Annotated in this window: 24 protein-coding genes; 4 read left to right on the forward strand and 20 right to left on the reverse strand. The window is 69.9% G+C overall.

From position 1 onward, the window contains the following. Nucleotides 1–194 precede the first annotated feature (194 nt). Entirely contained in the window at nucleotides 195–1217 is a 1023-nt protein-coding gene (locus SS2_RS08970; protein WP_066463193.1) for a winged helix DNA-binding domain-containing protein, read from the forward strand. Between the two features lie 51 nt (nucleotides 1218–1268). On the opposite strand, the gene SS2_RS08975 is transcribed toward SS2_RS08970, so the two are convergent. Beyond that, nucleotides 1269–2267 (reverse strand): EamA family transporter, encoded by a 999-nt coding sequence (locus SS2_RS08975; protein ID WP_083942039.1) that lies wholly within the window; start codon nucleotides 2265–2267, stop codon nucleotides 1269–1271. Nucleotides 2268–2306: 39 nt separating this feature from the next. Here SS2_RS08975 and SS2_RS08980 point away from each other — a divergent pair, with 39 nt between their 5' ends. Then, nucleotides 2307–2807: a MarR family winged helix-turn-helix transcriptional regulator gene (locus SS2_RS08980; protein ID WP_066463194.1), complete on the forward strand. Its 501-nt coding sequence runs from the start codon at nucleotides 2307–2309 to the stop codon at nucleotides 2805–2807. Nucleotides 2808–2810: 3 nt separating this feature from the next. Here the strand turns inward: SS2_RS08980 and SS2_RS08985 are convergent, their stop codons facing one another. The 6 genes from SS2_RS08985 to SS2_RS09010 all read right to left on the reverse strand — a co-directional run bounded on the left by SS2_RS08985 (nucleotide 2811) and on the right by SS2_RS09010 (nucleotide 7950). Continuing rightward, nucleotides 2811–3881, reverse strand: coding sequence for a peptidoglycan-binding protein (locus SS2_RS08985; RefSeq protein ID WP_083942041.1), 1071 nt, complete (start codon nucleotides 3879–3881; stop codon nucleotides 2811–2813). Nucleotides 3882–4085: 204 nt separating this feature from the next. Beyond that, nucleotides 4086–4493, reverse strand: coding sequence for a hypothetical protein (locus tag SS2_RS08990; protein ID WP_157607271.1), 408 nt, complete (start codon nucleotides 4491–4493; stop codon nucleotides 4086–4088). A 171-nt stretch (nucleotides 4494–4664) separates the two neighbouring features. Further along, nucleotides 4665–5435 carry a hypothetical protein gene (locus tag SS2_RS08995; protein ID WP_157607272.1) on the reverse strand — a complete coding sequence of 257 codons (771 nt, stop codon included), beginning with the start codon at nucleotides 5433–5435 and terminating at the stop codon, nucleotides 4665–4667. A 74-nt stretch (nucleotides 5436–5509) separates the two neighbouring features. After that, nucleotides 5510–6106, reverse strand: a complete 597-nt coding sequence (locus SS2_RS09000; protein WP_169796284.1) for a signal peptidase I — start codon at nucleotides 6104–6106, stop codon at nucleotides 5510–5512. A gap of 44 nt (nucleotides 6107–6150) precedes the next feature. Next, on the reverse strand, nucleotides 6151–6561 hold the full coding sequence (locus tag SS2_RS17605; protein WP_066463199.1) for a hypothetical protein: 411 nt from the start codon (nucleotides 6559–6561) through the stop codon (nucleotides 6151–6153). Nucleotides 6562–6711: 150 nt separating this feature from the next. Next, a complete protein-coding gene (locus SS2_RS09010) occupies nucleotides 6712–7950 on the reverse strand; it encodes a sensor histidine kinase (RefSeq protein WP_066463201.1) in 1239 nt (412 codons plus the stop codon). Between the two features lie 38 nt (nucleotides 7951–7988). Here SS2_RS09010 and SS2_RS09015 point away from each other — a divergent pair, with 38 nt between their 5' ends. Further along, a complete protein-coding gene (locus SS2_RS09015; RefSeq protein WP_066463205.1) occupies nucleotides 7989–8654 on the forward strand; it encodes a response regulator in 666 nt (221 codons plus the stop codon). A 228-nt stretch (nucleotides 8655–8882) separates the two neighbouring features. Here the strand turns inward: SS2_RS09015 and SS2_RS09020 are convergent, their stop codons facing one another. From SS2_RS09020 to SS2_RS09070, 12 genes are all read right to left on the reverse strand, one after another. Continuing rightward, on the reverse strand, nucleotides 8883–9161 hold the full coding sequence (locus tag SS2_RS09020; RefSeq protein ID WP_066463207.1) for a hypothetical protein: 279 nt from the start codon (nucleotides 9159–9161) through the stop codon (nucleotides 8883–8885). A gap of 22 nt (nucleotides 9162–9183) precedes the next feature. Next, nucleotides 9184–9738 (reverse strand): dihydrofolate reductase family protein, encoded by a 555-nt coding sequence (locus tag SS2_RS09025; protein WP_066463208.1) that lies wholly within the window; start codon nucleotides 9736–9738, stop codon nucleotides 9184–9186. 85 nt (nucleotides 9739–9823) lie between these two features. After that, nucleotides 9824–10657 (reverse strand): hypothetical protein, encoded by an 834-nt coding sequence (locus SS2_RS09030; protein ID WP_169796285.1) that lies wholly within the window; start codon nucleotides 10655–10657, stop codon nucleotides 9824–9826. Between the two features lie 17 nt (nucleotides 10658–10674). Then, nucleotides 10675–11286: a signal peptidase I gene (locus SS2_RS09035; RefSeq protein ID WP_066463212.1), complete on the reverse strand. Its 612-nt coding sequence runs from the start codon at nucleotides 11284–11286 to the stop codon at nucleotides 10675–10677. A gap of 61 nt (nucleotides 11287–11347) precedes the next feature. After that, nucleotides 11348–11614: a hypothetical protein gene (locus SS2_RS17950; protein ID WP_369405207.1), complete on the reverse strand. Its 267-nt coding sequence runs from the start codon at nucleotides 11612–11614 to the stop codon at nucleotides 11348–11350. Beyond that, the gene (locus tag SS2_RS18240) at nucleotides 11550–11804 is read right to left on the reverse strand and encodes a hypothetical protein (protein ID WP_369405208.1); all 255 of its coding nucleotides are present in this window, start codon (nucleotides 11802–11804) and stop codon (nucleotides 11550–11552) included. Before SS2_RS18240 ends, SS2_RS17950 begins: the two co-directional genes overlap by 65 nt. Before the next feature lie 265 nt (nucleotides 11805–12069). Further along, nucleotides 12070–12888 carry a TrmH family RNA methyltransferase gene (locus tag SS2_RS09045; RefSeq protein WP_066463216.1) on the reverse strand — a complete coding sequence of 273 codons (819 nt, stop codon included), beginning with the start codon at nucleotides 12886–12888 and terminating at the stop codon, nucleotides 12070–12072. A 79-nt stretch (nucleotides 12889–12967) separates the two neighbouring features. Beyond that, complete coding sequence (locus SS2_RS09050) at nucleotides 12968–14998, reverse strand: ABC transporter ATP-binding protein (protein WP_083942049.1); 2031 nt, start codon at nucleotides 14996–14998, stop codon at nucleotides 12968–12970. Continuing rightward, on the reverse strand, nucleotides 14995–16728 hold the full coding sequence (locus SS2_RS09055) for an ABC transporter ATP-binding protein (protein WP_066463218.1): 1734 nt from the start codon (nucleotides 16726–16728) through the stop codon (nucleotides 14995–14997). Before SS2_RS09055 ends, SS2_RS09050 begins: the two co-directional genes overlap by 4 nt. Nucleotides 16729–16851: 123 nt before the next feature. After that, the gene (locus SS2_RS09060) at nucleotides 16852–18090 is read right to left on the reverse strand and encodes an SPFH domain-containing protein (RefSeq protein WP_066463220.1); all 1239 of its coding nucleotides are present in this window, start codon (nucleotides 18088–18090) and stop codon (nucleotides 16852–16854) included. Nucleotides 18091–18177: 87 nt separating this feature from the next. Next, nucleotides 18178–18642 (reverse strand): NfeD family protein, encoded by a 465-nt coding sequence (locus tag SS2_RS09065; protein WP_066463222.1) that lies wholly within the window; start codon nucleotides 18640–18642, stop codon nucleotides 18178–18180. A 177-nt stretch (nucleotides 18643–18819) separates the two neighbouring features. Continuing rightward, nucleotides 18820–19635, reverse strand: coding sequence for an ABC transporter ATP-binding protein (locus SS2_RS09070; RefSeq protein WP_066463224.1), 816 nt, complete (start codon nucleotides 19633–19635; stop codon nucleotides 18820–18822). Nucleotides 19636–19704: 69 nt separating this feature from the next. Between SS2_RS09070 and SS2_RS09075 the strand changes: the two genes are divergently transcribed. Next, on the forward strand, nucleotides 19705–20571 hold the full coding sequence (locus tag SS2_RS09075) for an Rv1486c family protein (RefSeq protein WP_245643470.1): 867 nt from the start codon (nucleotides 19705–19707) through the stop codon (nucleotides 20569–20571). Between the two features lie 178 nt (nucleotides 20572–20749). Here SS2_RS09075 and glgA read toward each other — a convergent pair whose 3' ends face one another. Further along, complete coding sequence (gene glgA, locus SS2_RS09080; RefSeq protein ID WP_066463292.1) at nucleotides 20750–21973, reverse strand: glycogen synthase; 1224 nt, start codon at nucleotides 21971–21973, stop codon at nucleotides 20750–20752. Nucleotides 21974–21979: the final 6 nt, after the last annotated feature.

A 21979-nucleotide genomic window follows, 5' to 3' on the forward strand; every position in this document is an offset into this window, starting at 1 on the left:
ATTCTGCGCGCAGGGACGCGACTGCGCCGAGGCACCGGCGGCCGCGAGCGCGGCTGGGTGCCCAGCCCATACTGGGACGATGGCGGCGGCGATCACCCGCACCGAGCTGGCTCGGCTGCGCCTGCGGTCCCACGGGCTCACCCGAGCCGGGGCCGGGCACCCGCCGGGGACCCCCCGGCGGCGCCGTCGGCAGGATGTTCGCGCTGCAGGGACAGGACCTGCCCGGGGTGCTGTGGTCGATCGGTCAACGCGCGCCCGGAACAGACCTCGCCCAGGTACGGCGCGCCTTCGATGAGGGCCAGCTGGTGCGGAGCTGGCCGCTGCGCGGGACCCTGCACGTGCTGGCCGCCGAGGACCTGGGGTGGGTGCTCGCCCTGACCGGTCAGCGGTCTCTCGCCTCGGCAGCGGGACGAGAGCGCCAGCTCGGTCTGGACGCCGCGCAGATCGACGTCGCCCGCCAGGTGGCAGCCGGTGAGCTGGCCGGTGGCGAACGTGCCACGCGCGCCAAGCTCTTCGCCGCCTTCGACCGCGCCGGGGTCTCACCCGAGGGCCAGCGCGGGGTGCATCTGCTGTGGCACCTGGCCGTGGAGGGACTCCTCGTGCTCGGACCGTTCCAGGGCGGCGAGCAGTGCGTCGTCCTGACGCAGGAATGGATCGGGCCCGGCCGCGAGCGCAGCGTCGCCGACGCGGCGCGCGAGCTCACCGCGCGCTACCTCACCGGCCGTGGCCCGGCGACCGTGACCGACCTCAGCTGGTGGGCGAAGCTCCCGGTCACCGTGGCCCGCAGGGCGCTGGAGGACCTCCATGACGACCTCACCGAGCTGACCTGCGACGGGACGACGACGTGGGCGCTGACAGCGGTCCTGGACGCGGTCGCCTCGCAGTCACCGCGCCCGGTGCTCATGCTCCCCGGCTTCGACGAGCTGCTGCTCGGCTACTCCGACAGGAGCGTGGCGCTGTCCTCGCGGCACGCTCCGCTGACCGTGCCGGGCGGCAACGGGATCTTCAAACCGACGATCGTCGTCGACGGCCGGGTGGTGGGCCTGTGGTCACGCCGGGCCTCCGCCCACCGCGTGACGGTCACGTTCACCCCCTTCGACAGGCCTCTCGCCCCGCGGACGGTCACGGCCCTGACGTCAGCGGCCGCCGACTACGGGCAGTTCCACGGGCTGCAGGCGCAGGTGGTCATGGCGGACCCCAGCCCGGGCCAGCCGTGAGGAGCAGCGGAGCGCGCAGCTGGGACCTCGTCGGCCTCGTCGACCTCGTCGTCAGCGGTTCGCCTCGGGCCGGCCGGTCACCGGCACGGCGGCTGGCACGACACGTGGCACGGCGCCCTCCGCGCCACCTGACACGGCGTCTGACACGGCACCCGGCACCGGATCCGCGGTCGCCACACCCCCGATGTTCGCCACCGACCGCGCGCCGGTGCGCACCTGCCCCACGACGATGCCGAGGAGCACGAGCACCAGGCCCGCGACCTGGCCCCGTCCCAGCGTCTCGTGCGCGATGACGACCCCGAGGAGCACGCCCGTCACCGGGTTGAGCAGCCCGACGAGCCCCACCGATCCGGCTGGCAGGTGCTTGAGCCCGGCGAACCAGGCCGCGTAGGCGACTGCGGTGGCGACCACGCTCACGTAGGCGAAGCCGGCCAGCGTGGAGGCAGTCATCGGCGGCGGAGCGCCCTCGACGAGCACGGCGAAGGGCAGCACCGTCAGGCCGCCGGCCAGCAGCTGCCAGGAGGTCGCGGACAGCACGTGGGTACCGCTCCCCCACCGCCGAGTGAGCACGAAGCCGACGGAGGAGATGATCATCGCGGCGACCGAGGCGAGCACGCCGCGCACGTTGACCTCACCCCCTCCGCCCGAGAGCATGAGCACGACGCCGGCGACGCCGGCCCCGGCGCCCAGCAGCGCCATGGCGCGGGGCCGTTCGGCGAGCAGCAGCCAGCCGAAGAGCATCATGACGACCGAGGAGGTTGCCATGATCGTCGCGGCCACGCTCGTGGGGAGGAGCTGGCCCGCGACGTAGACGAGGGCGAAGAAGGCTCCCATGTTCAGGGTGCCCAGCACCAAGGAACGCCACCACCACTCCCCGCGCGGCAGCTCACGTCGCAGCGCGAGCAGCAGCAGACCCGCCGGCAGAGCGCGCAGCACGGCGCCGTACAGGGGGTACTCCACCGGCAGCGCATGCCGCGTCACGTAGTACGTCGCACCCCACGTGACCGGGGCGATCGCCGTGACGGCCAACCATCTCCATCTACCTTCCATGGAAGCAACTATATCTTCCCGGGAAGATATAGTTGTCTCATGTCCGATGCTCCTGACCGCGTAGCCCGCATCCAGGCCGAATGGGCCCGCGAGCGCCCCGACCTCGACGTCTCCCCCCAGGGGGTGATCGGCCGCCTGCACCGGCTCGCCGCCCGCCTGACCGAGGAGCTCGTGCCGGTCTATACCGCCCACGGGCTGACCGAGGGCGAGTTCGACGTCCTCGCCGCCCTGCGCCGCGCCGGCGCACCCTTCGAACGAGCACCGGGCGAGCTGGCCCGGTTCACGATGGTCACCACGGGCGCGATGACCAAACGGGTGGACCGCCTGGAAGAGGCGGGGCTCGTGGCTCGCCGGGCCAGCGAGGTCGACGGCCGCGGCAAGGTCGTCGCACTGACCCCAGCAGGTCAGCAGCTCATCGACGCGGCGTTCACCGAGCACATCGCGAACGAGCACCGCCTCCTCGCCGGCCTGGACCCCGCAGACCGGGACGCTCTCGAGCTGATCATCACCGACTGGCTCGCCCGCCTCGACCAGCCCTAGCCGTCAGGAGACCTTGACCGCCCCGACGATGCGCATCGTCGTGCTGTTGAAGTAGCAGGTCTGCAGGTAGACGTCTCCGGCCAGTCCGGCCACGGCCGACGTCGTGGCACCCTGGGACACGTCCCGGGAGTCGACGACCTCGTACCGGCCCTCCACACCGCCGCCGGTGATCGCCACGACGTCTCCGGCGCGCAGGTCGAGGATCGGCGCTCCCCCGCAGTTGTTGTGGATGGTCAGGTAGGGCACGGAGAAGTAGGGGTTGCCGTCGTCGCCACGGAAGGACGTCAGGCCGCCGGCACACAGGTCGATGGTGGCCTGGCTCCCGGTGTTGGCGACATAGGTGGTCCAGACCGGTCGCGGGGTGGCAGGCTCGGCTGGACGCCCCGGCGCAGGCGATCCGGCGGCCGGTGCCGCAGACTCCGACGCCGGGGCGGGCTGCGCCGGTGGAGTGGGCGTCACCGGTGGGACGGGGCGCTGCCAGCCGTCGTCGACCGCTCCGAGGAGCTGGACGAGGGTGTCGGCGGTGGCCGCACCGGTCACCGGGTGACCTGCCTCCGCCTGGAACTTCTCGATCGCCGACGCAGTACGGGGACCTGCCACACCGTCGACGACTCCGACACCCTGGTAGCCGAGACTGCGCAGCGTCTGCTGAACCTGGGTGACAGTCTGCGCGATCTGCGCAGCCTCCGCCGCCTGAGCTGCGCGCACCGCCTCGGCCGCCTGCTGGGCCTCGGCCGCGCGAATCTCGCCTGCGCGCGCCTCGTCAGCGAGGCGTGTGGCCTCGGCGACCCGGTCGGACATGTCGCCGGCTGGCTGGTCGCCGGCTGGCTGGTCACCGCGCCGGACCGGTGCGGTCGCGGGTCCACCACCGGCCGGCGAGGGGCCATGCTGGGCGACACCCGGCTGCGTGGCGTCCGGCTGCGTGGCGTCCGCCTGGACGAGGTGCGCCGGCGCGGTCTGCGCGGCGCTCGCCGGGACGGTGCCCGTGGCCACGACCACGCTCACAGCCATGAGGACGCAGAAGAGTCGATCGCGCAGAGCACCAGGGGGCCTGCGCACGCGTCGGTCGTCCATCTGCTGACCTCCTGCACCGAGGGCGGGCGCACCGGCCCTGACGGAACCGACGTCTCGTCCGTCAAGTCTCAAGCGTGTCGGTGGATGCAGCCATCGGGGGGATATCCGCCCAGACCACGGCCTCCTGCAGGAGCCGCGCCCCGTCGTCGGGCAGCGCCAGGTCAGCGCCGGCCAGTGCCAGGTCAACACCAGGCCAGCGCCGGGTCAGGCGCTGTGGCCGTCAAGCAGGGCACCGATCTCAGGCGCGATGGACAGAACGGTCGTGGCGACGGCATCCGCTCGGGGACGGTCGGCGTCCGGGATGCTCACCTGATGGTTCGCCTCCCCCATCACCGCGGTCACCTCGAAGACCTGGGCACCGTCAGCCGCGACCAAGGCCAGGTGATAGTCGAGCCGGACGCATCCGGGCGGGACCTCGTCGAAGGTGATGGCGGCGACCACATACCCCTGGGCCTCTGCGGAGTAGAGCAGCGACGGCGTGAGATGGACCTGGGTGACCGAGCAGTCTGTCGACGCCGATAGCCACGTGTTCGCGGCGCCGAGCGCCGCAGGTGCGGATCTGGTGACCTGACTCACCGCGATCCCGGCCAGCATGACGACAGACGTTGTCATGAGCCCTCGGGCCACCTGGCGAACGCGGTCGCGAAATCCAGTCGTCACGTCGCACCTCATGTGCTGATGTGCCGGGCGTCGTGCCCAGCGCCGGGCACTGCCGCCCTGTGCGACCCATCGGTCAGTCAGCGGCGATCATGAGGTTTGCGCGACGGTCGGTTCCGGGACGCGTCAGGAACAGTTGAAGATCTCCCCGGCGGTCGGCGTGGAGACCGTCTTGCCCTGCAGCCACACCCCCGCCTCGTGCCCGCCGCCCACCCGGTCGGTGTTCGCTCCTTGAAGACCCCGCAGCACGAGCATCGGCATCGACGAGCAGGTCCACCCGGGGGCCAGTCGGACGTTCGCTCCCACTGCGGACAGGACGTACACCTTGAACATGGGGTCTGCGAGGTTGATCGTGACCTCCCACTCGACGTCCGTTGCCGCGGACGGACTCGTGACGTTGAAGACGATGTTGTTCATGTCTATCGGGGGGACGCTCCATGCACCGATCGCGAACTTCGTCGCTGCGCACGTCTTGGTGCCCGTGGGGTCGTTGAGGACGGCGCAGCTCACCGCCGGGACCGTCGCCGGAGGTGTGTACTTCCAGCCGGCCGGAACACCCCAGGACCCGATCGTCACAGCTGCCCCGTTCACGGCCAACGGAGCGTAGGGCGCCTTAACGGTGACCGATTGGCTGGTGCCCGAACCCAGCGGCGCCGACGCCGTCGTGATCTCCACTCCACTCTTGTCGAACAGGGTCAGTTCGAGGACACGCCCTTCACAGTCGGCTTGGAGCCCGCTGACGGTCACCGTGGTCGCCTGCGCCCCGGGGATCACCCCGTTCGTCACCGAGACCTGCGCGGTGCAGCGATCCGCGACCGTGGTGACCGTCGTGATCTTCGCGCCGGAGATCGGCAGCTGGGCCGCTTGGGCGGGGTACAGCGCAAGGTTGAGCAGCATGGCGAGCAGGAGAAGCGACGCGAGCAGCAGAGCCCATCGACGGTTCGAACCCGGTCCAGCGAGGGAGACGCGCCTCACACAACCGCCCTCACATGCCCGGCGTCGGCCGGACGCTCGGCCGCGGGACCCGGTGCGTGATCGGGCTCAGTACCTGGCACGTCCGGCGCCGCGTCGGCAGTCGCGAGCTCGCCCGTCGGCTCGTCGTCCTCCGGTCGCGGCCACAGGTAGATCGCGGTCGCGATGAGCAGCAACGACCCCCAGATGTAGGGGTTGGCGATCACGTAGACCGCGCTGCCCAGGCGGGAGACGTGCGCCTGGGCGATCCCGACCACGTCCGCGTCGGTGGTGTTCCAAGGGTCGACGAAACTGTTGTTGTCTCCCTGGATCACCCAGCCCGCAACCCCGTCCCCACCGATGATCCGGTGGATCACCCGGGCACCGTCGGTGTCCGGGGGCGTGTAGACCACGACATCGCCGACGGCCGGTTCCCCGCACCGTGACCAGACGAGGTCACCCGTGTAGTAGGTGGGCTCCATCGAGTGGCCCGAGACGATCGTCAGGGTGCTGCACCCGCCGAGCGAGGTCGGCCAGAAGAAGTACAGCAGCGTGGTGAGGAAGGCCCCCAGGACCAGGCTCGCGCCCCACGACCGAAGTCGGCGTGCACGAGGCACGCCGACTGTCGGCTGCTGGAGCGCGTGTCCGGTCACCAGTGCGGTCAGGAGTAGATGACGACCGCGACGTTGGAGACGGCCTTGGCCGAGACGCCGGTCAGCGGCACCGATACGGACGTACCAGTCACGGTCCCAGTTGCCTCGGCGCCGAGCACCGTTCCGCTGGCGTCCGTCAGGGTCACCTTGTACTTGAGATCCTTGCAAGCGGTGTTGATCGAGCCCAGCGTCAGGTTGGACGTCTCGTACTCCGCGCCGGCGCCGGCAGTGAAGGCGTTCTCGAATGCCAAGGTGATCGGGGTTCCGGTCGGCTGGCAGCTGGCGACCACGGTCGTGCCGGCGCCGAGGCTGCCGGTCCCGAGGTTGAGCTGGGCTGCCGAGGCGATGGACAGGCCCGCCACCCCGACGAAGGCGAGGGCGAGGGCGGCTGTCTTGCGACGCTTGGAAGAAGAACTCATGATGTCACTCCACGTTGTGAGGGCGTTCCCATGAACGCACCCTCAAACTAGGGCCGCGCGCCCTGCACCATCAGCGCCGTCTGGGTTCTAGCACCTAGACGGAGCACCACGGCAGGCCTTTTTCACCCCCTGGTGACCTTCTTCTTGGCACTACCGACCGGATCGCAGCGGCATGGTCGATTCGAGAGTGTCGCTGGGGCTACCGAGCGGGAGTGAGGCACGCAGACGCACGCCGCGGTCAGCACCTGCGAGGACCGACTCGCCGCCGGAGACGAGCGCTCCTACCGGCACCACGTCGATGCGTCCGCCCACCAGCTCGAATCGTTCTCGCAGGCGACGCACCCCCGAGCCGTCCTCCAGTGCGTCCATCTCCAGCACGGTGCCGTTGTTGGTCGCCTCGATCATCAGTACGCCGTCGACGAAGTCGACCGAAACCGAGAACGCCGTCGCATGCCCGTGCCGCAAGCCATTCGTGACGGACTCCTCGACGAACCGCACAGCCAGCAGGCGTGCTGCCTGCGACAAGAGCGAGCAGGCCGGGTCGTCGATGTCGCGGACGGCATCGCTCACCTCCAGGCTGGTCGCGATCCCCGGCGGGAGACGGCGGAGCAGCGCCCGGATGGCGGGCACCATGCCGATCTCGATGCTCTCGGGGTAGAGCATCCGGCTCATCTCCCGGACGTCGTTCTCGCGGATCTGGTCGATCTCCTCGCGCAGCCCGCGCAGGCCGTCCAGGATCTCGGCTTCGACGCCCAGCTCGGTCGCCCGCTCGACCATGATGTCGAGTCGGATCGACTGGATCACCAGACGCTGCTGAAGGCTGCCGTGCAGGCCCTCGGCGATGCTGCGGCGGACACGAACCTCTTCGGTCTCCAGGGTCCGGAGCGCAAGCTCGCGGTCCGTCGCACGTTGCCCGGAGAGCCTCTCCTCGATCCGCAAGGTGCGCTGGCTGTACAGGTAGAAGTAGCCGATCATCGCTGCGCCGACACAGAGGGTCAACCCACCGAGCCACTCGGCGGCCCGTTCCGCGTACCACAGGGCCGAGGCCTGCCCCTCCCACGCCCCAAGGAGCGCGAGCGTGCCGCTGCGCGCGGATGTGGCGAGCGCTGCCGCTGGGAGGACCGCGCGCAGCGCTCGCCACCATCCCGAGGCCCTGGTGACACCGCGCCCCAGAACCAGAGCCGGCATGAGAGCTGCCATCACGGCGTAGCCGAGGCCCTGGATCCACATCAGACCAGGCACCGTCGTCCCCAGCAGTCGGGTGAGGGTAATGCTGTGCAACAGCCCCATGATCACCATCACGACCAGGACCAGCGACGTCCCAACCCCGATGGCTCGTCGGTCGTGGCACTCGTCGTCCTGGTCCACGCGCTCCGCCTCAGGCTTCATGGCCCCATTATCGCTGCTCAGGCAGGCATACTGACACGATGAGAGCTAGCGACAAAGCCGTCCGGGTGGCAGTGGTCGAGGACCAGACCCTGTTCCGGAGCCTGCTCGACCACATCATCACCACAACCGAGGGGGTGGAGCTGGCAGTCTCGTGCGGAACCATGACACAGGCTCGCACCCTCATCACACCAGGATCCGTCGACGTCGCCCTGCTCGACGTCGACCTGCCCGACGGCAACGGAATCGCCCTCGGCGTGATGCTGTGCCGCGCCGACCCCGCCATCAAGGTCGTCCTGCTCAGCGCACAGGACGCGATCGGGCTCATGCTCGACCTCCCCAGGGGCATCGCCGGCACATGGAGCTACCTGTCGAAGACATCCACCAACGACTCCGGCGCACTCGTCCACGCGATCAAAGTGGCGGCCACCGGTGGCAGCACGCTCGACCCCGCACTGCTACGACGCATGCATCCCCGGGTGGGGACGAAAGTGGCCGAGCTGACCGCCCGCCAGTACGCCGTCCTGCGGCTGCTCGCCTCGGGCCTGTCCAACGCCGGGATCGCCCGCGAGCTGGAGATCACCGAGAAGTCAGTCCAGAACCACGTCAACGCCGTCTATGCCACCCTCGGTATCGACGCGAGCCCCGAGCGCAACCCCCGGGTCACCGCGGCCCTGCGGCTCATCGAGGAGACCGGGACGGTGTAGACGGCGGGCGCGCCGGATCCCTCGTCCCTCTCAGCAGGGAGATCACAGCGCCACCGACGGCCACCGCGAGGACGACCGCTACCCAGGTGTGCGGGACGACCATCATCGCGACCGCTCCTGAGATCACCCCAGCGACCAACGGAAGCCACCGTCGCCGGGCGGTCACCCACCAGGAGCGAGGTTCGCTCGCGTCGAGAGGATCGACAGGGCGCATAGGTGGTGGTGCGCTCATCCGGCGAGCGTCGCCGAGCCACGTCGTCCGACGGCGTAGCCCGCCGTCGCGCTGAGGACGATCGCACCGGCGACCATCACCGCGAGCGCGATGCCACGGCGCGTGTCGAGGAGGACCGCGCCGGCGATGGAGAAGCTCTCCGGGGCTGGGGCGTAGGAGAAGACGCCGATCTCCACCGACCCGGCGGTGGTGAACCACACCGCGCCTGCGGTCACGAGGGCGAGCCCGAGAAGGGTGAGAGCAGTGATGACCGGATGGGTGCGAATCGGGCGCATGGCCTGATCATGGCACGGCGCGTCAACCGTGCATAGCGTCGGGTTCACTCGTGACCACCGGGAAGGCGTAGACGGACTGGACTGCGCCGTCGTCGGTCGCGTGCGAGGCGACGAGCCGGGCTCGTACCGGAGCGGGCACCCGCCCGAACAGCGGTATCCCCTCACCGATGAGCACAGGGACGCGAGTGACTGTGAGGTCGGTGAGCAAGCCGGCGGCCAGGAACGACTGGACGGTCTTGCCGCCGTCGGCGTAGACCCGCTGCACCCCAGCGTCCTCGAGCGTTGTCCGCAGGGAGGGGATGTCTGGGTGGACGGTCACCGGGGAGCGCCCCATGTCCGGGCGCGGGCCAGGGGGCAGCGTCGTCGACAGCACGTGCATCGGGACGCCGCGGTAGTAGTCGGGCGCGAGCTGCTGCATCACCTCGTAGGTGCCGCGGCCCATGGCCAGGGCGTCGATCGAGCTGAAGAAGTCGTCGTACCCGGCGGAGTCGAAGGCCGTCAGCCAGTCCAGCTCGCCGTGCGGTCCGGCGATGAACCCGTCGAGGCTGCAGCCGAGGAAGGCGTGGAAGGTCACCATCCGCTGACGGTAGCGCCCGGCGAGCTCTCTGGCTCGCCGGGCGCCGGCATCATCCTGGGTCCATGCGCGTCCTGGTGACGACGCCTCAGGAGCAGTTGAAGAGGCTCCCGCCCGACGTCGGCTCGGAGGCCGAGCGGCCCAGCATCCAGATGGTGTAGGAGGAGCCGCCACCCACGTACTGGGTGCTCGTGTCACTGCGTCCGCGGAGCTCGACCGTCGGCATCGCCGAGCAGGACCAGCCCGGGGCCAGCTGGACGCCGTTGTTGGAGTCGGCGAGCGCGGTGCTCACCTCGAACGCCGGGTCCGCGAGGTTGAGCGTGACCTGCCACTCGACGTCCTGCGACTCGGAGGGGCTCGTCACGGTGGCGTAGAAGTTGTAGGCGTTGGGCTCGGGGTAGCCCCACGACTCGATCCGCACGTCGGTCACGTCGCAGGTCTTGGTCCCGGTGGGGTCGTTCAAGACCGTGCAGGTGGCGAGCGGAGAGGAGACAGGCGGCGTGTAGGTCCAGCTCGCCGGCACGCCCCAGGTGCCGATCGTCACGGCGGCGCCGGCCACGCTGGCCGGAGCGTACTCGGGCACGATGAGGGTGGTGGCGTCGGTGGCATCCGCGGCCAGGGTCGACGTCGTGGACGTCACCACAGCGCCGTCCTGCCCGTACAGGGTCAGGGCGAGGTCCCGACCCCCGCAGGCCTCCCCCATTCCGGTCACCCTCACAGTCGTGGCGGCGCCGCCGGTGATGGTGCCGTGCGTGGCGGCGACGGTCTCGGTGCACCGGTCAGAGACGGACACGTTCGTCATGTTCCCTGCGGTCAGAGCGAGCTGCGCCGCGTGGGCGGGTCGCAGGGCGAGGCCCAGCAGCACGACCAGCACCAGGAGGACGGCGACGGCCACGAGACGCCATCGCCTCTGTGGCGTCACGACGGGGTGGCACCCGGTCACGGCAGCACTCCTTCCGTGTCGGTACGAACTGATGGGTCCTCTTCGGCAGGGACAGGTGGGGACGTCGCGGCGGGGGCGGTCCCCGATTCGGGGTCTGGGTCGGCGGGCTCGGCGTCGACGGACTCGGCGTCGACCTCGGGCTCCTCGGCCCGTGGCCACAGGAGGATCGCCGCGGCCAGCACCAGCACGGAGATCCAGATGTAGGGGCTCCCCAGGCTGTGCATGATCGTGCCGAGGTTCGGGATGTGCACCGCTGCGATGCCGACGATGCGCGAGTTGTCGGGCGTCCACGGGTCGACGAAGTCGTTGTTGTCGCCCTGCAGGATCCACCCGTCGGTGCCGTTGCCGCCGATGATGCGGTGGATGACGTGCGAGCCGTCAGTCTCCGGCGGCGAGTACACGACCACGTCGCCGACGGCAGGCTCACCGCAGCGTGACCACACGAGGTCACCCGTGAAGTACGTGGGCTCCATCGAGTGGCCGGACACGATCGTCAGGGTGGAGCATCCACCGAGGGACGACGGCCAGAAGAGGTACACCAGGCCCGCGAGGAGAGCTGCCACGACCAGGCCACCGGCGGACGCCCGGAGCCGGCGTGCGCGAGGCACGCCGGCGTCCGGACGACGTAGGGCGGGGCGACGCAGCGCGGGGCGACGCCAGCCCGATCGGTCAGGAGTGAATGACAACCGCAACGTTGGCGACGTCCTTGGCCGACACGTCGGTGAGCGGGATGGACAGCGAGGTACCGGAGACCTTCCCGGTCGCCTCGGTCCCGAGCACGGTGCCTTCGGCGTTCGTCAGAGTGACCTTGTAGTCCAGGCCGTTGCACGCGGTCTTGATGGAGTCGAGGTTGAGGTTGGTCGCCTTGTACTCAGTCCCCGAGAAGGCGGTGTCGAAGCTGACACCGACCGGGGTGTCGGCCTGGCAGCTGGCCACGACGGTCGTACCGGCACCGAGGCTGCCGGACCCGAGGTTCAGCTGAGCTGCTGAGGCGACGGACAGCCCTGCGACGCCGACGAAGGCGAGAGCCAGTGCCGCAGTCTTGCGAGTCTTGTGAGTCTTGGCAGAAGTCAAGTACACCTCCACGGTCGATGCGCTCCCAGGAGCGCTCACACAGTACGGTCACGCCAGCACTGCGACGCCGAGCAGCCCGTTCTCGGGCTTCGAGGAAGAGGGCCGCCGCAGGGATTCACTCACCAGTGCAGCGTGTGCACTACCTGTTATAAGACAACTTGCTGGCCCGCGCAAGTACTATTTTGTGTGATGTGAACAGCACTCTGAAAGGGGCGCTGACCTGCTCAAAGAGGCGCACGAGAGACGCGCGCCGGCGTGGGCGATCTTGTCGTCAGAGCGTGACTTCCAGGTGCCGCGCCCGTCGCATGGTGAGACGGCTACCGCGTCGCGTAGAACACCACCGCGGCCGTCGCCGCGACGTTGAGAGAGTCCACTCCCCCAGCCATCGGGATCCGCACCACATAGTCCGACGCCTCCAGCGTCTCCGGCTTCAACCCGTGCCCCTCGGTCCCCAGGATGAACGCCGTCTTCTCATGCTTCATCTCGATGAACTCATCCAAGGTCACCGAATCGTCCGAGAGCGCCAACGACGCCACCGTGAACCCCGCCGCCTGCAGCTCGGCGATCCCCGCCGGCCAGCTCTCGATCCGCGTCCACGGCACCTGGAACACCGTGCCCATGCTCACCCGCACCGACCGGCGGTACAGCGGGTCCGAGCACCGCGGGGTCACCAGCACGGCGTCGACACCCAGCGCAGCAGCCGACCGGAAGGCCGCGCCCACGTTGGTGTGGTCGACCACGTCCTCGAGGATCGCGACCCGGCGCGCGCCCTGGCCGTCGCGGGCACCGGCCAGCAGGTCCTGGACCGAGGAGAGCGGGGGGCGGTGCATCGCTGCGAGCGCGCCGCGGTGCAGGTGGAAGCCGGTGATCGCCTCGAGCATCGCCGGCTCGCCGACGAAGACGGGGACGTCGGGCCACTCGGCGATGACGTCGGCCATGGACTCGAGCCACTTGCTCGCCATGAAGAAGGACCGGGGGCGGTGCCCGGCGGCCAGGGCACGACGGATGACCGTCGAGCTCTCAGCGATGAACAGGCCCTTCTCGGGCTCGCTCTTGGACCGCAGCGCGATGTCCGTGAGGTTGATGTAGTCGGCAAGGCGGTCGTCGGACGCGTCGGTGATGGTGATGAGAGGCACGCCGCTATTCTCCCCGATCCCCGCAGACGCCGATGCCGCCCCTGCCCGTAGCGGGAAGGGGCGGCGTCGGGCCTACCACTCAGTCGGCGTCGGCCGCGGCGAACTGGCTCTGGTAGAGGCGGGCATAAGCCCCGCCCGCTGCCAGCAGCGAGTCGTGGTCGCCCTGCTCGACGATGTCCCCGTGCTCCATGACGAGGATGACGTCCGCGTCGCGGATGGTGGACAGGCGGTGGGCGATGACGAAGCTCGTCCGCCCCTGGCGCAGCGCGTTCATCGCCGTCTGCACGAGCACCTCGGTGCGGGTGTCCACCGAGGAGGTCGCCTCGTCGAGGATGAGGATCGCCGGGTCTGCCAGGAAGGCCCGGGCGATCGTCAAGAGCTGCTTCTCCCCCGCGCTGACGCTGCCGCCCTCGTCGGTGAGCACCGTGTCGTAGCCCTCCGGCAGGGTCCGCACGAAGTGGTCGACGTGGGTGGCCTCGGCCGCCTCGATGAGCTCCTCCTGGCTCACCTCGCCGCGCGCGCCGTAGCGGATGTTGTCCGCGATGGTCCCGTTGAACAGCCACGTGTCCTGCAGCACCATGCCGATGTTGGAGCGCAGCTCGTCGCGGGTCATGGTCGAGATGTCCACGCCGTCGAGGGTGATCCGCCCCGAGCTCACCTCGTAGAACCGCATGATGAGGTTGACCAGCGTGGTCTTGCCCGCTCCCGTCGGCCCCACGATCGCGACCGTCTGGCCGGGCTCGGCCACGAGGGAGAGCGAGGAGATGAGCGGCACGTCCGGGGTGTAGCGGAAGGCCACGTCCTCGAAGGCGACGCGCCCGCGCACCTGCGGCAGGTGTGTGGGGTCAGCCGGGTCTGGGGTCTGCTCCTGCGCGTCGAGCAGCTCGAAGACCCGCTCGACCGAGGCGACGCCGGACTGCAGCAGGTTCATCATCGAGGCGACCTGCGTGATGGGCTGGGTGAACTGGCGCGAGTACTGGATGAAGGCCTGCACGTCGCCGAGGGACATGGTCCCCGAGGCCACCCGCAGCCCGCCGACGACCGCCACGATGACGTAGTTGAGGTTGGCGATGAAGCCCATGGCCGGCTGGATGATCCCGGAGATGAACTGCGCCTTGAAGCTCGACTCGTAGAGCTCGGCGTTCTCCGCCGTGAACGTCTCGATCGCGCTGTCCTGGTGGCCGAACACCTTGACCAGCGCGTGCCCGGAGTACATCTCCTCCACATGGGCGTTGACCGTCCCGGTCGCGGCCCACTGCTTGATGAACTGCGGCTGGGACCGCTTGGCGATCGCCGCGGTGATGATGATCGACAGCGGGACGGTGATGAGCGCGACGACTGCCAGCAGCGGGGAGATCCAGAACATCATGCCGAGCACGCCGATGATCGTCAGGATCGACGTGACGAGCTGGGACAGCGTCTGCTGGAGGGTCTGTGCGACGTTGTCGATGTCGTTGGTCACCCGGGAGAGCACCTCACCGCGCTGCTGGCGGTCGAAGTAGCTCAGCGGCAGGCGGTTGATCTTCGCCTCGACCTCGTCACGCAGGGTGCGCACCGTGTTCTGCACGATGGTCGCGGTGAACCGGCCCTGCAGCCAGCCGAAGAGGAAGGACCCCACGTAGACCGCAACGACGAGCAGGAGCACGGTGCGCAGCGCCGCGGTGTCCAGCCCCTGGCCGGGGGTGACAGACATGCCTGAGATGAGGTCGGCGAGCTGGTCCTGGCCCGAGGCGCGCAGCCCGGCGATCACCTCAGCCTGGCTCTGGCCGGCCGGCAGCTGGGCGCCGATCGCCCCTTCGAAGATGAGGTTGGTGGCGTTGCCCAGCAGCTTGGGACCGGTGACAGCCAGGGCCACCGAGACGACGGCGAGCACCGTCACCACCACGATCCGCAGACGTTCCGGGCGCAGGTGGCCGGCGAAGCGGCGCAGCGACCCCCGGAAGTCCATCGCCTTCTCGGTGGGCATGCCCATCCCGCCCATGGGACCTCGGCCGTGCCCCTTGCTGCCGCGTGCGGCAGCGCGGACGAGGGCCTTGTCGCCGGTGGCTGCAGGTCCTGCTGCCCCGGCCTTCCCGGTCGACTCCTCCGGGGTGGTGTCGTCGGCGGTCATGCGGCCTCCTCCACGGACAGCTGGGAGAAGACGATCTCCTGGTAGGTCTGACAGTCGGCGAGCAGCTCGGTGTGGGTGCCCTGCCCCACGATCCGGCCGTGGTCGAGGACGATGATCTTCTCCGCCGTGCGGATGGTGGCCACCCGCTGGGCGACGACGATCATCGTCGAGTGCTTGGTCCGCACCGCCAGCGCCTTGCGCAGAGCTGCGTCGGTGGCGTAGTCGAGGGCGGAGAAGGAGTCGTCGAAGAGGACGATCCGCGGGTCACGGATGATTGCCCGGGCGATCGCCAGACGCTGGCGCTGCCCGCCGGAGAAGTTCGTCCCGCCCTGGGAGACGGGGGTGTCCAGGCCGTCGGCGAGGGCCTCGACGAAGGACTTGGCCTGCGCCGTCTCCAGCGCGTCCCACATCTGCTCCTCGGTGGCGCCCTCGAGCCCGTAGGCGAGGTTGGTGGCGATGGTCCCCGAGAACAGGAAGGGCTTCTGGGGCACCATCCCGATGAGGGCCCACAGGTCCTGCCCGGCGAGGTCCCGCACGTCCACGCCGTCCACGCGGATCGAGCCGCCGGTGGCGTCGAACAGCCGCGGGACGAGGTTCATCACGGTGGACTTGCCCGAGCCCGTGGACCCGATGATCGCGGTGGTCTGCCCGGGCTCGGCGGTGAAGCTCAGGGCCGACAAGACCGGGTCCTGAGCGCCGGGGTAGCGGAACTCCACGCCGACGAACTCGACCCGGCCGACGGCGTCGTGCAGGGGGATGGGTCGGAGGGGCTCCACGACCGAGGACTGGGTGTCCAGCACCTCGGTGATCCGCTCGGCCGAGACGGCCGCACGCGGGACCATCATGAAGATCATCGTGGACATCATGACGGCCATGAGGATGTACATGATGTAGCTGAGGAAGGCGGTCAGGGCGCCGATCTGCATGTCGCCGGCGTTGATCCGCTGGGCGCCGAACCACATGACGGCCACGCTCGAGAGGTTCATGATGAGCATGACCACCGGGAACATCAGCGCCATGAGCTTGCCCACCCGCAAGGACGTGTCATAGAGCTCGGTGTTCGCGACGGCGAACCGCTCCTCCTCGTGCCGCTCCTTGACGAAGGCGCGGATCACCCGGATGCCGGTGATCTGCTCGCGCAGCACGGAGTTGATCCGGTCGATGCGCTTCTGCATGGCCCGGAAGTAGGGCACCATCCGGGAGACGATGAACGCCACGGTCACCCCGAGGACGGGGACGATGATGACGAGCAGCCCCGACAGCCCGGCGTCCTGCTGCAGCGCCATGATGACCCCGCCGACGAGCATGATCGGTGCGATGACCATGATGGTCAGACCCATCATGGTGACCATCTGCACCTGCTGGACGTCGTTGGTCGTGCGGGTGATCAAGGACGGAGCGCCGAAGGTGGCGACGTCCTGGCCGGAGAACTTCTGCACGTTGGTGAAGAGGGCGTTGCGGACGTCGCGGCCGAAGCCCATCGCGGCGCGCGCACCGAAGTACACGGCGGCGATGGCGCAGAGGATCTGCCCCAGGCTCACGGCCAGCATGACGGCGCCGACCTCGATGATGTACGTCGTGTTGCCCCGGGTGACGCCGTTGTCGATGATGTCGGCGTTGAGGCTGGGCAGGTACAGGGACGCGATGGTCTGCACGAGCTGCAGGACGATCACGAGGATCAGCGCGCTGCGGTAGGGCGCCAGATAGGTCTTGAGCAGCTTGAGGAGCATGCCAGTCCTCATTTCAGCACTAACAGGACAGGGCCACACACCCTGTCAGACGATCGGCCGGAGAACGGCCGTTCGTCAGACTACGGTGTGCGGCCCTGTCCGCGCGCACGGGCGAGACGAGACTCAGATCTCCCGAGGCTGCTGCCCCTGCTCGGGCGTGTCGTCCGGGCCGGCGGGCGGCGGCGCGAACGGACCGCCCTCGGTGCCCAGCGGACGGGGCATCGGCGGGGTCACGGGCGGAACGCCCTGGGCGCCGCTGGGGCGCTGTCCGGCCTCACGGGAGGGGTCGAACGGGGCACCGGACTGCGTGCCGGCGCTCGTGGCGTCCGCGGTGGCGGCCTCGGCGAGGCGGCGCGCCTCGGCGAGGGCCTGCGTCGGGTCCTCCAGGGCGGGCTTGAGGGTGGTCTTGGAGCGTTCGCGGCGAGCCGCTGCAGACTCCTTGGACACCTCCTCGTCCTCGCCGTCAGAGCCGCCGACGATGCCGCCGAAGCCCTTGGTGATGGAGTCCAGCGCGGCGGTGAACTCCGCCGGCACGATCCACATCTTCGACGACTGCCCGTTGGCGATCTCGGGGAGCATCTGGAGGTACTGGTAGGCCAGCAGCTTGGGCGTCGCGTCGCCCTCGTGGATGGCGTCGAAGACCTGCAGGATGGCGCGGGCCTCACCCTCGGCGGTGAGGATCGCAGCCTGGGCCGCACCCTCGGCCCGCAGGACCGCTGCCTGCTTCTCACCCTCGGCGGTGAGGATCTGGGACTGCTTGAACCCCTCGGCCGTGAGGATCGCGGCGCGGCGGTCACGCTCGGCGCGCATCTGCTGCTCCATCGAACCCTGGATGGACTGGGGCGGGTCGATGGACTTGAGCTCCACGCGGTTGACGCGGATCCCCCACCGGCCGGTCGCCTCGTCGAGCACGCCGCGGAGCTGGCCGTTGATCTGGTCACGGCTGGTCAAGGTCTGCTCGAGGTCCATCGAGCCGATGACGTTACGCAGGGTGGTGACGGTGAGCTGCTCGATCGCGGTGATGTAGTTGGCGATCTCGTAGACCGCCGACTTGGGGTCGGTGACCTGGAAGTAGAGCACCGTGTCGATGCTCACGACGAGGTTGTCAGAGGTGATGACGGGCTGCGGCGGGAAGGAGACGACCTGCTCACGCAGGTCCACCCCGGCGCGGACCTTGTCGATGAACGGGATGAGGAAGTGCATCCCGGCGTCGAGGGTGCGGGAGTAGCGGCCGAGGCGCTGGACGATCAGCGCGACGGTCTGCGGCACGACCTTGACCGCGCGGGTCAGCGCGATGATGAAGAACAGGGCGATCAGCCCCGCGATGACGATGCCAATGATCTGCCCAGTGTCTTCAGGCATGGAGAGTCCTCTCGCTCAGGTGCGTGGATGCTGCGGATCAGACGAGGTGTCCTGGAGGACGTGCCTGCGGCGCCGGTCGCTGCCGGGTCAGGCGATGGCCGCTGGGCCGGTGGAGGTGTTGGTGGAGGTGGCAGCCTCGACGACGGCGGTCGCACCGTCGATGCGGACCACCTTGACGTCGGTGCCCACGGGGAAGCGCTGGTTCCCGGCCGCGCGCGCGGTCCAGACCTCGCCGAAGAGCTTGATCCGTCCGCCGTCGTCGGTCACCTCCGCGACGACCGTCCCGGTCCGCCCGACCTGGGCGTGCACGTTGGTCTCGGTCAGCGGGGTGCGCTGGCGCAGGTACTTCAGCAGCCACGGGCGCAGGGCGAACAGCAGCAACGTCGAGACGATGCCGAAGACGAGGATCTGCACGATCAGCGGTGCGCCGAGAGCGCTGGCTACACCGGCGGCGACAGCGCCACCGGCGAACATGATGAGGACGAGGTCGAGAGAGACCATCTCCACGACCACGAGGAGAAATGCTGCGGCGACCCACCAGTACCAGTCCATGACTGCCTCCGTCCGTCAAGCCCTCATCGGCTTTACCTGAACTTTACTCTATGACCGGGGGTTGATGCACCCCCCTGGCCACCTCGGCGAGTATGGCGAACAGCGATGTGACCTGCACCGACGGATGCGGCGGCGGTTCGGCGGCGAAAGCCGGCCGAACCGCTCGGCCGCACCGGGTCAGCCGGAGTGCCCACCCGAGCGGGTGGCGCGCTGAGCGGCGCGGGCCGACCACCGGTCACCGCTGCGCGAGACCTCGAGGTCGAGACCGAAGGCACCCGACAGGTGCTCGTCGGTGAGGACCTCCTCGATCGGCCCGGCGACATGGATCCCGCCGTCGCGCATGAGCATGACGTGGGTGAAGCCCGGCGGGATCTCCTCGACGTGGTGGGTGACGAGCACGAGCACCGGGGACTGCGGGTAGGCGGCAAGCTCGGAGAGCGCACCGACGAGCTCCTCGCGCCCGCCCAGGTCCAGCCCGGCGGCCGGCTCGTCGAGCAGGAGCAGCTCGGGGTCGGTCATGAGCGCACGGGCGATCTGGACGCGCTTGCGCTCGCCCTCGCTCAGCGTGCCGAAGCGCCGGTCGGCGAGGTGGTCGACGCCGAAGGCGGCGAGCAGGTCCCGCGCCCGGTCCTGGTCGAGGTCCTCGTAGGCTTCGCGCCACCGACCGGTCACGGCGTAGGCCGCGGTGAGCACCACGTCGGTGACGGTCTCCGAGGGCGGGATGCGCTCGGCGAGGGCCGCGCTGGCGAGCCCGATCCGCGGACGCAGCTCGAAGACGTCGACGCGCCCCAGCTGGGAGCCGAGGATGGTGGCGGTGCCGGTGGTGGGGTGCATCCGCGCGGCGGCGATCTGCAGCAGGGTGGTCTTCCCGGCGCCGTTGCGCCCGAGGATGACCCACCGCTCCCCCTCGGCGATCTGCCACGACACGTCGTCGAGGATGTTCTTCTCACCACGGCGGACAGAAACGTTGTGAAGGTCCAGAACCCAGGTCATGGTTTCAGACCCTATCGGCATCCGGAGCTCTGGAGAGCCAGAATCGACGACCAGAGTAGTTTTGACTGCGTGATCTCGCCGACTCCCCCCTCTCAGCCCGACCATGGCCGTCCCGCTCCCGACCCGGGCGCGATCCTGCCGCGGTCGGCGACCTTGGCCGCCTGGCTGTGGGCCGGCGCCCCCGACGACCGCACCCAGGTCGCAGCCCTGCGCGTCATCATGCACGACGACGAACCCCACCAGCTGCGCGGGGACCTCCCGCCGGGGCTCACCGTGGACAGCCTCGCCGCCCTGTTCCACCTGTGGTCGGGGCGCCTCGCCTCGGTGGCCGCCCTGTTCCCGGGGCCCGGTGACGCCATGGGCGTCCCGGCTGCGGTGAGCGCCGCAGCCATCGAAGCCGAGGAATGCGTCCTGGTGACGCTGCCGGCGCAGGCGAGCGGCGGTGCGGGTGGGGACGGCGTCGAGCACTGGGCGCTGGTCCCTGACGTGGAGCCCTTCGGCAGCGCGCTGGAGCCTGGCTTCCACGTCACCTGGGAGGTGGCGCGCGTGGAGGCGTGGGAGAACCGCGCGCTGGGCACGGTCGGCTCCCTGGGCGAGGCCGAGCGGGAGCTGCAGCGCGGCCTGCGAGAGGCGACCGAAGCATTGATGGAGCTCGATGTCTCGCGCTGGCGCGACGCTGCCGGCGAGGCCATCGCGGCGCTGCGCGAGGTGGTCGACCTGCGCCCTTACCTGCCGCCGTCCCTGGACCCGCGCCGGTCGCACGTCTTCCAGTCCGCCGCCCGGCTGCGGGCGATCGTCGACCTGGCCACCGAGGACGACGGCGGTGCGGTCAACCTCTGGCAGGCCGACCAGCGGTCCACCGCCCTGCGCGAGGTGGACCGAGCAGCCCGCCGCGCGATGTCAGCCGCCACCCTCCACACCCAGCTCATCCCCTAACCCATCCACCCCTCCACGCCCGCCCCACCGCCCCACCGCTCCGCCGTCCCGCCGTTCCGCTGAGTGCGCGATTGTGTACGCGACACGCCGGGGCGACACGCGCATTTTCACGCACTCAGCGGGGTGTGGGTGTGGGTGGGGGTGGGTGAGGTGGGCGGGGCCGAGAGGCTCGGGTGGGTCAGGGGGTGGCGGCGAGGACGGACTCGTAGACGGCGAGGGTGCGGTCGGCGATGGCGTCCCAGGCGAAGTGGTCTTCGACGCGCTTGCGGGCGGCGGCGCCCATCTGCGCGGCGCGCTGCGGGTCGCTGACCACCGCGACGAGAGCAGCCACCAGGTCGGAGACGAACTTCTCCGGGTCGGTCGGGGTGCCCGTGCCGTCCTGAGCCTGGTCGATGGGCACCAGCAGGCCGGTCACCCCGTCCTCGATCACCTCGGGGATGCCACCGGTCGCGCTGCCGACCACCGGCAGCCCCACGGCCATCGCCTCGAGGTTGACGATGCCCAGCGGCTCGTAGATCGAGGGGCACACGAAGACGGTCGACGCCGCGAGCACCGCAACGAGGTCCGGGCGCGGCAGCATCTCTTCGATCCAGACCACGCCGGTGCGCTTGCGCGACAGCTCAGCGACGGCGTCCGCCACCTCGGCGGCGATCTCCGGGGTGTCGGGGGCACCGGCGCACAGGATGAGCTGGACGTCCGCGGGCAGCCGCTCGGCGGCCTGGAGCAGGTAGGGCAGGCCCTTCTGCCGGGTGATGCGTCCGACGAAGACGACCGCGGGACGGTCCGGGTCGATCCCCAGCCCGCGCACGACGGCGTCGCCGCGCTCGGCCTCGGCACCCTCGGGTCGGCGCCAGCCGGCCAGGTCGATGCCGTTGTGGACCACGTGCACCTTGGCCGGGTCGACGGTCGGGTACGCCTTGAGGATGTCGCGGCGCATGCCGGCGCTCACCGCGATGATCCCCGCCGCGCCCTCGTAGGCGGTGCGCTCGGCCCAGCTGGACAGGGCGTAGCCGCCGCCGAGCTGCTCGGCCTTCCAGGGGCGCAAGGGCTCCAATGAGTGGGCGGAGAGCACGTGCGGGATGCCGTTGAGCAGCCCGGCCATGTGCCCGGCGAGGTTGGCGTACCAGGTGTGGGAGTGCACGAGGTCCGCGCCGGCCACGTCGGCGGCCATCTCCAGGTCCACCCCGAAGGTGGCGAGCACCGGGTCAGCGCCGGCCAGCTCGGCCGGGACCGCGTACCCCGTCACCCCCTCGACTGCGTCGTCGCCGGTCCGGGGGCCGTCGAAGCACCGGACCCGCACGTCGATGCGGCTGCGCAGCACGGCGGACAGCTCGGCGACATGAACGCCGGCTCCCCCGTAGACGAACGGCGGGTACTCACGGGTCAACAGATCAATTCTCACGGTCGA

Origin of the sequence: Sanguibacter suarezii NBRC 16159 (assembly GCF_001552735.1) — a bacterium.
Classification (GTDB): domain Bacteria; phylum Actinomycetota; class Actinomycetes; order Actinomycetales; family Cellulomonadaceae; genus Sanguibacter; species Sanguibacter suarezii.

What these genes read in the sequence shown, in the direction of transcription:
- SS2_RS08970 (WP_066463193.1), top strand. Translation starts at nt 195, where the DNA reads ATGTTCGCGCTGCAGGGACAGGACCTGCCCGGGGTGCTGTGGTCGATC.
- SS2_RS08975 (WP_083942039.1), bottom strand. Translation starts at nt 2,267, where the DNA reads ATGGAAGGTAGATGGAGATGGTTGGCCGTCACGGCGATCGCCCCGGTC.
- SS2_RS08980 (WP_066463194.1), top strand. Translation starts at nt 2,307, where the DNA reads ATGTCCGATGCTCCTGACCGCGTAGCCCGCATCCAGGCCGAATGGGCC.
- SS2_RS08985 (WP_083942041.1), bottom strand. Translation starts at nt 3,881, where the DNA reads ATGGACGACCGACGCGTGCGCAGGCCCCCTGGTGCTCTGCGCGATCGA.
- SS2_RS08990 (WP_157607271.1), bottom strand. Translation starts at nt 4,493, where the DNA reads ATGACAACGTCTGTCGTCATGCTGGCCGGGATCGCGGTGAGTCAGGTC.
- SS2_RS08995 (WP_157607272.1), bottom strand. Translation starts at nt 5,435, where the DNA reads ATGCTGCTCAACCTTGCGCTGTACCCCGCCCAAGCGGCCCAGCTGCCG.
- SS2_RS17605 (WP_066463199.1), bottom strand. Translation starts at nt 6,561, where the DNA reads ATGAGTTCTTCTTCCAAGCGTCGCAAGACAGCCGCCCTCGCCCTCGCC.
- SS2_RS09010 (WP_066463201.1), bottom strand. Translation starts at nt 7,950, where the DNA reads ATGAAGCCTGAGGCGGAGCGCGTGGACCAGGACGACGAGTGCCACGAC.
- SS2_RS09015 (WP_066463205.1), top strand. Translation starts at nt 7,989, where the DNA reads ATGAGAGCTAGCGACAAAGCCGTCCGGGTGGCAGTGGTCGAGGACCAG.
- SS2_RS09020 (WP_066463207.1), bottom strand. Translation starts at nt 9,161, where the DNA reads ATGCGCCCGATTCGCACCCATCCGGTCATCACTGCTCTCACCCTTCTC.
- SS2_RS09025 (WP_066463208.1), bottom strand. Translation starts at nt 9,738, where the DNA reads ATGGTGACCTTCCACGCCTTCCTCGGCTGCAGCCTCGACGGGTTCATC.
- SS2_RS09050 (WP_083942049.1), bottom strand. Translation starts at nt 14,998, where the DNA reads ATGACCGCCGACGACACCACCCCGGAGGAGTCGACCGGGAAGGCCGGG.
- SS2_RS09055 (WP_066463218.1), bottom strand. Translation starts at nt 16,728, where the DNA reads ATGCTCCTCAAGCTGCTCAAGACCTATCTGGCGCCCTACCGCAGCGCG.
- SS2_RS09060 (WP_066463220.1), bottom strand. Translation starts at nt 18,090, where the DNA reads ATGCCTGAAGACACTGGGCAGATCATTGGCATCGTCATCGCGGGGCTG.
- SS2_RS09065 (WP_066463222.1), bottom strand. Translation starts at nt 18,642, where the DNA reads ATGGACTGGTACTGGTGGGTCGCCGCAGCATTTCTCCTCGTGGTCGTG.
- SS2_RS09070 (WP_066463224.1), bottom strand. Translation starts at nt 19,635, where the DNA reads ATGACCTGGGTTCTGGACCTTCACAACGTTTCTGTCCGCCGTGGTGAG.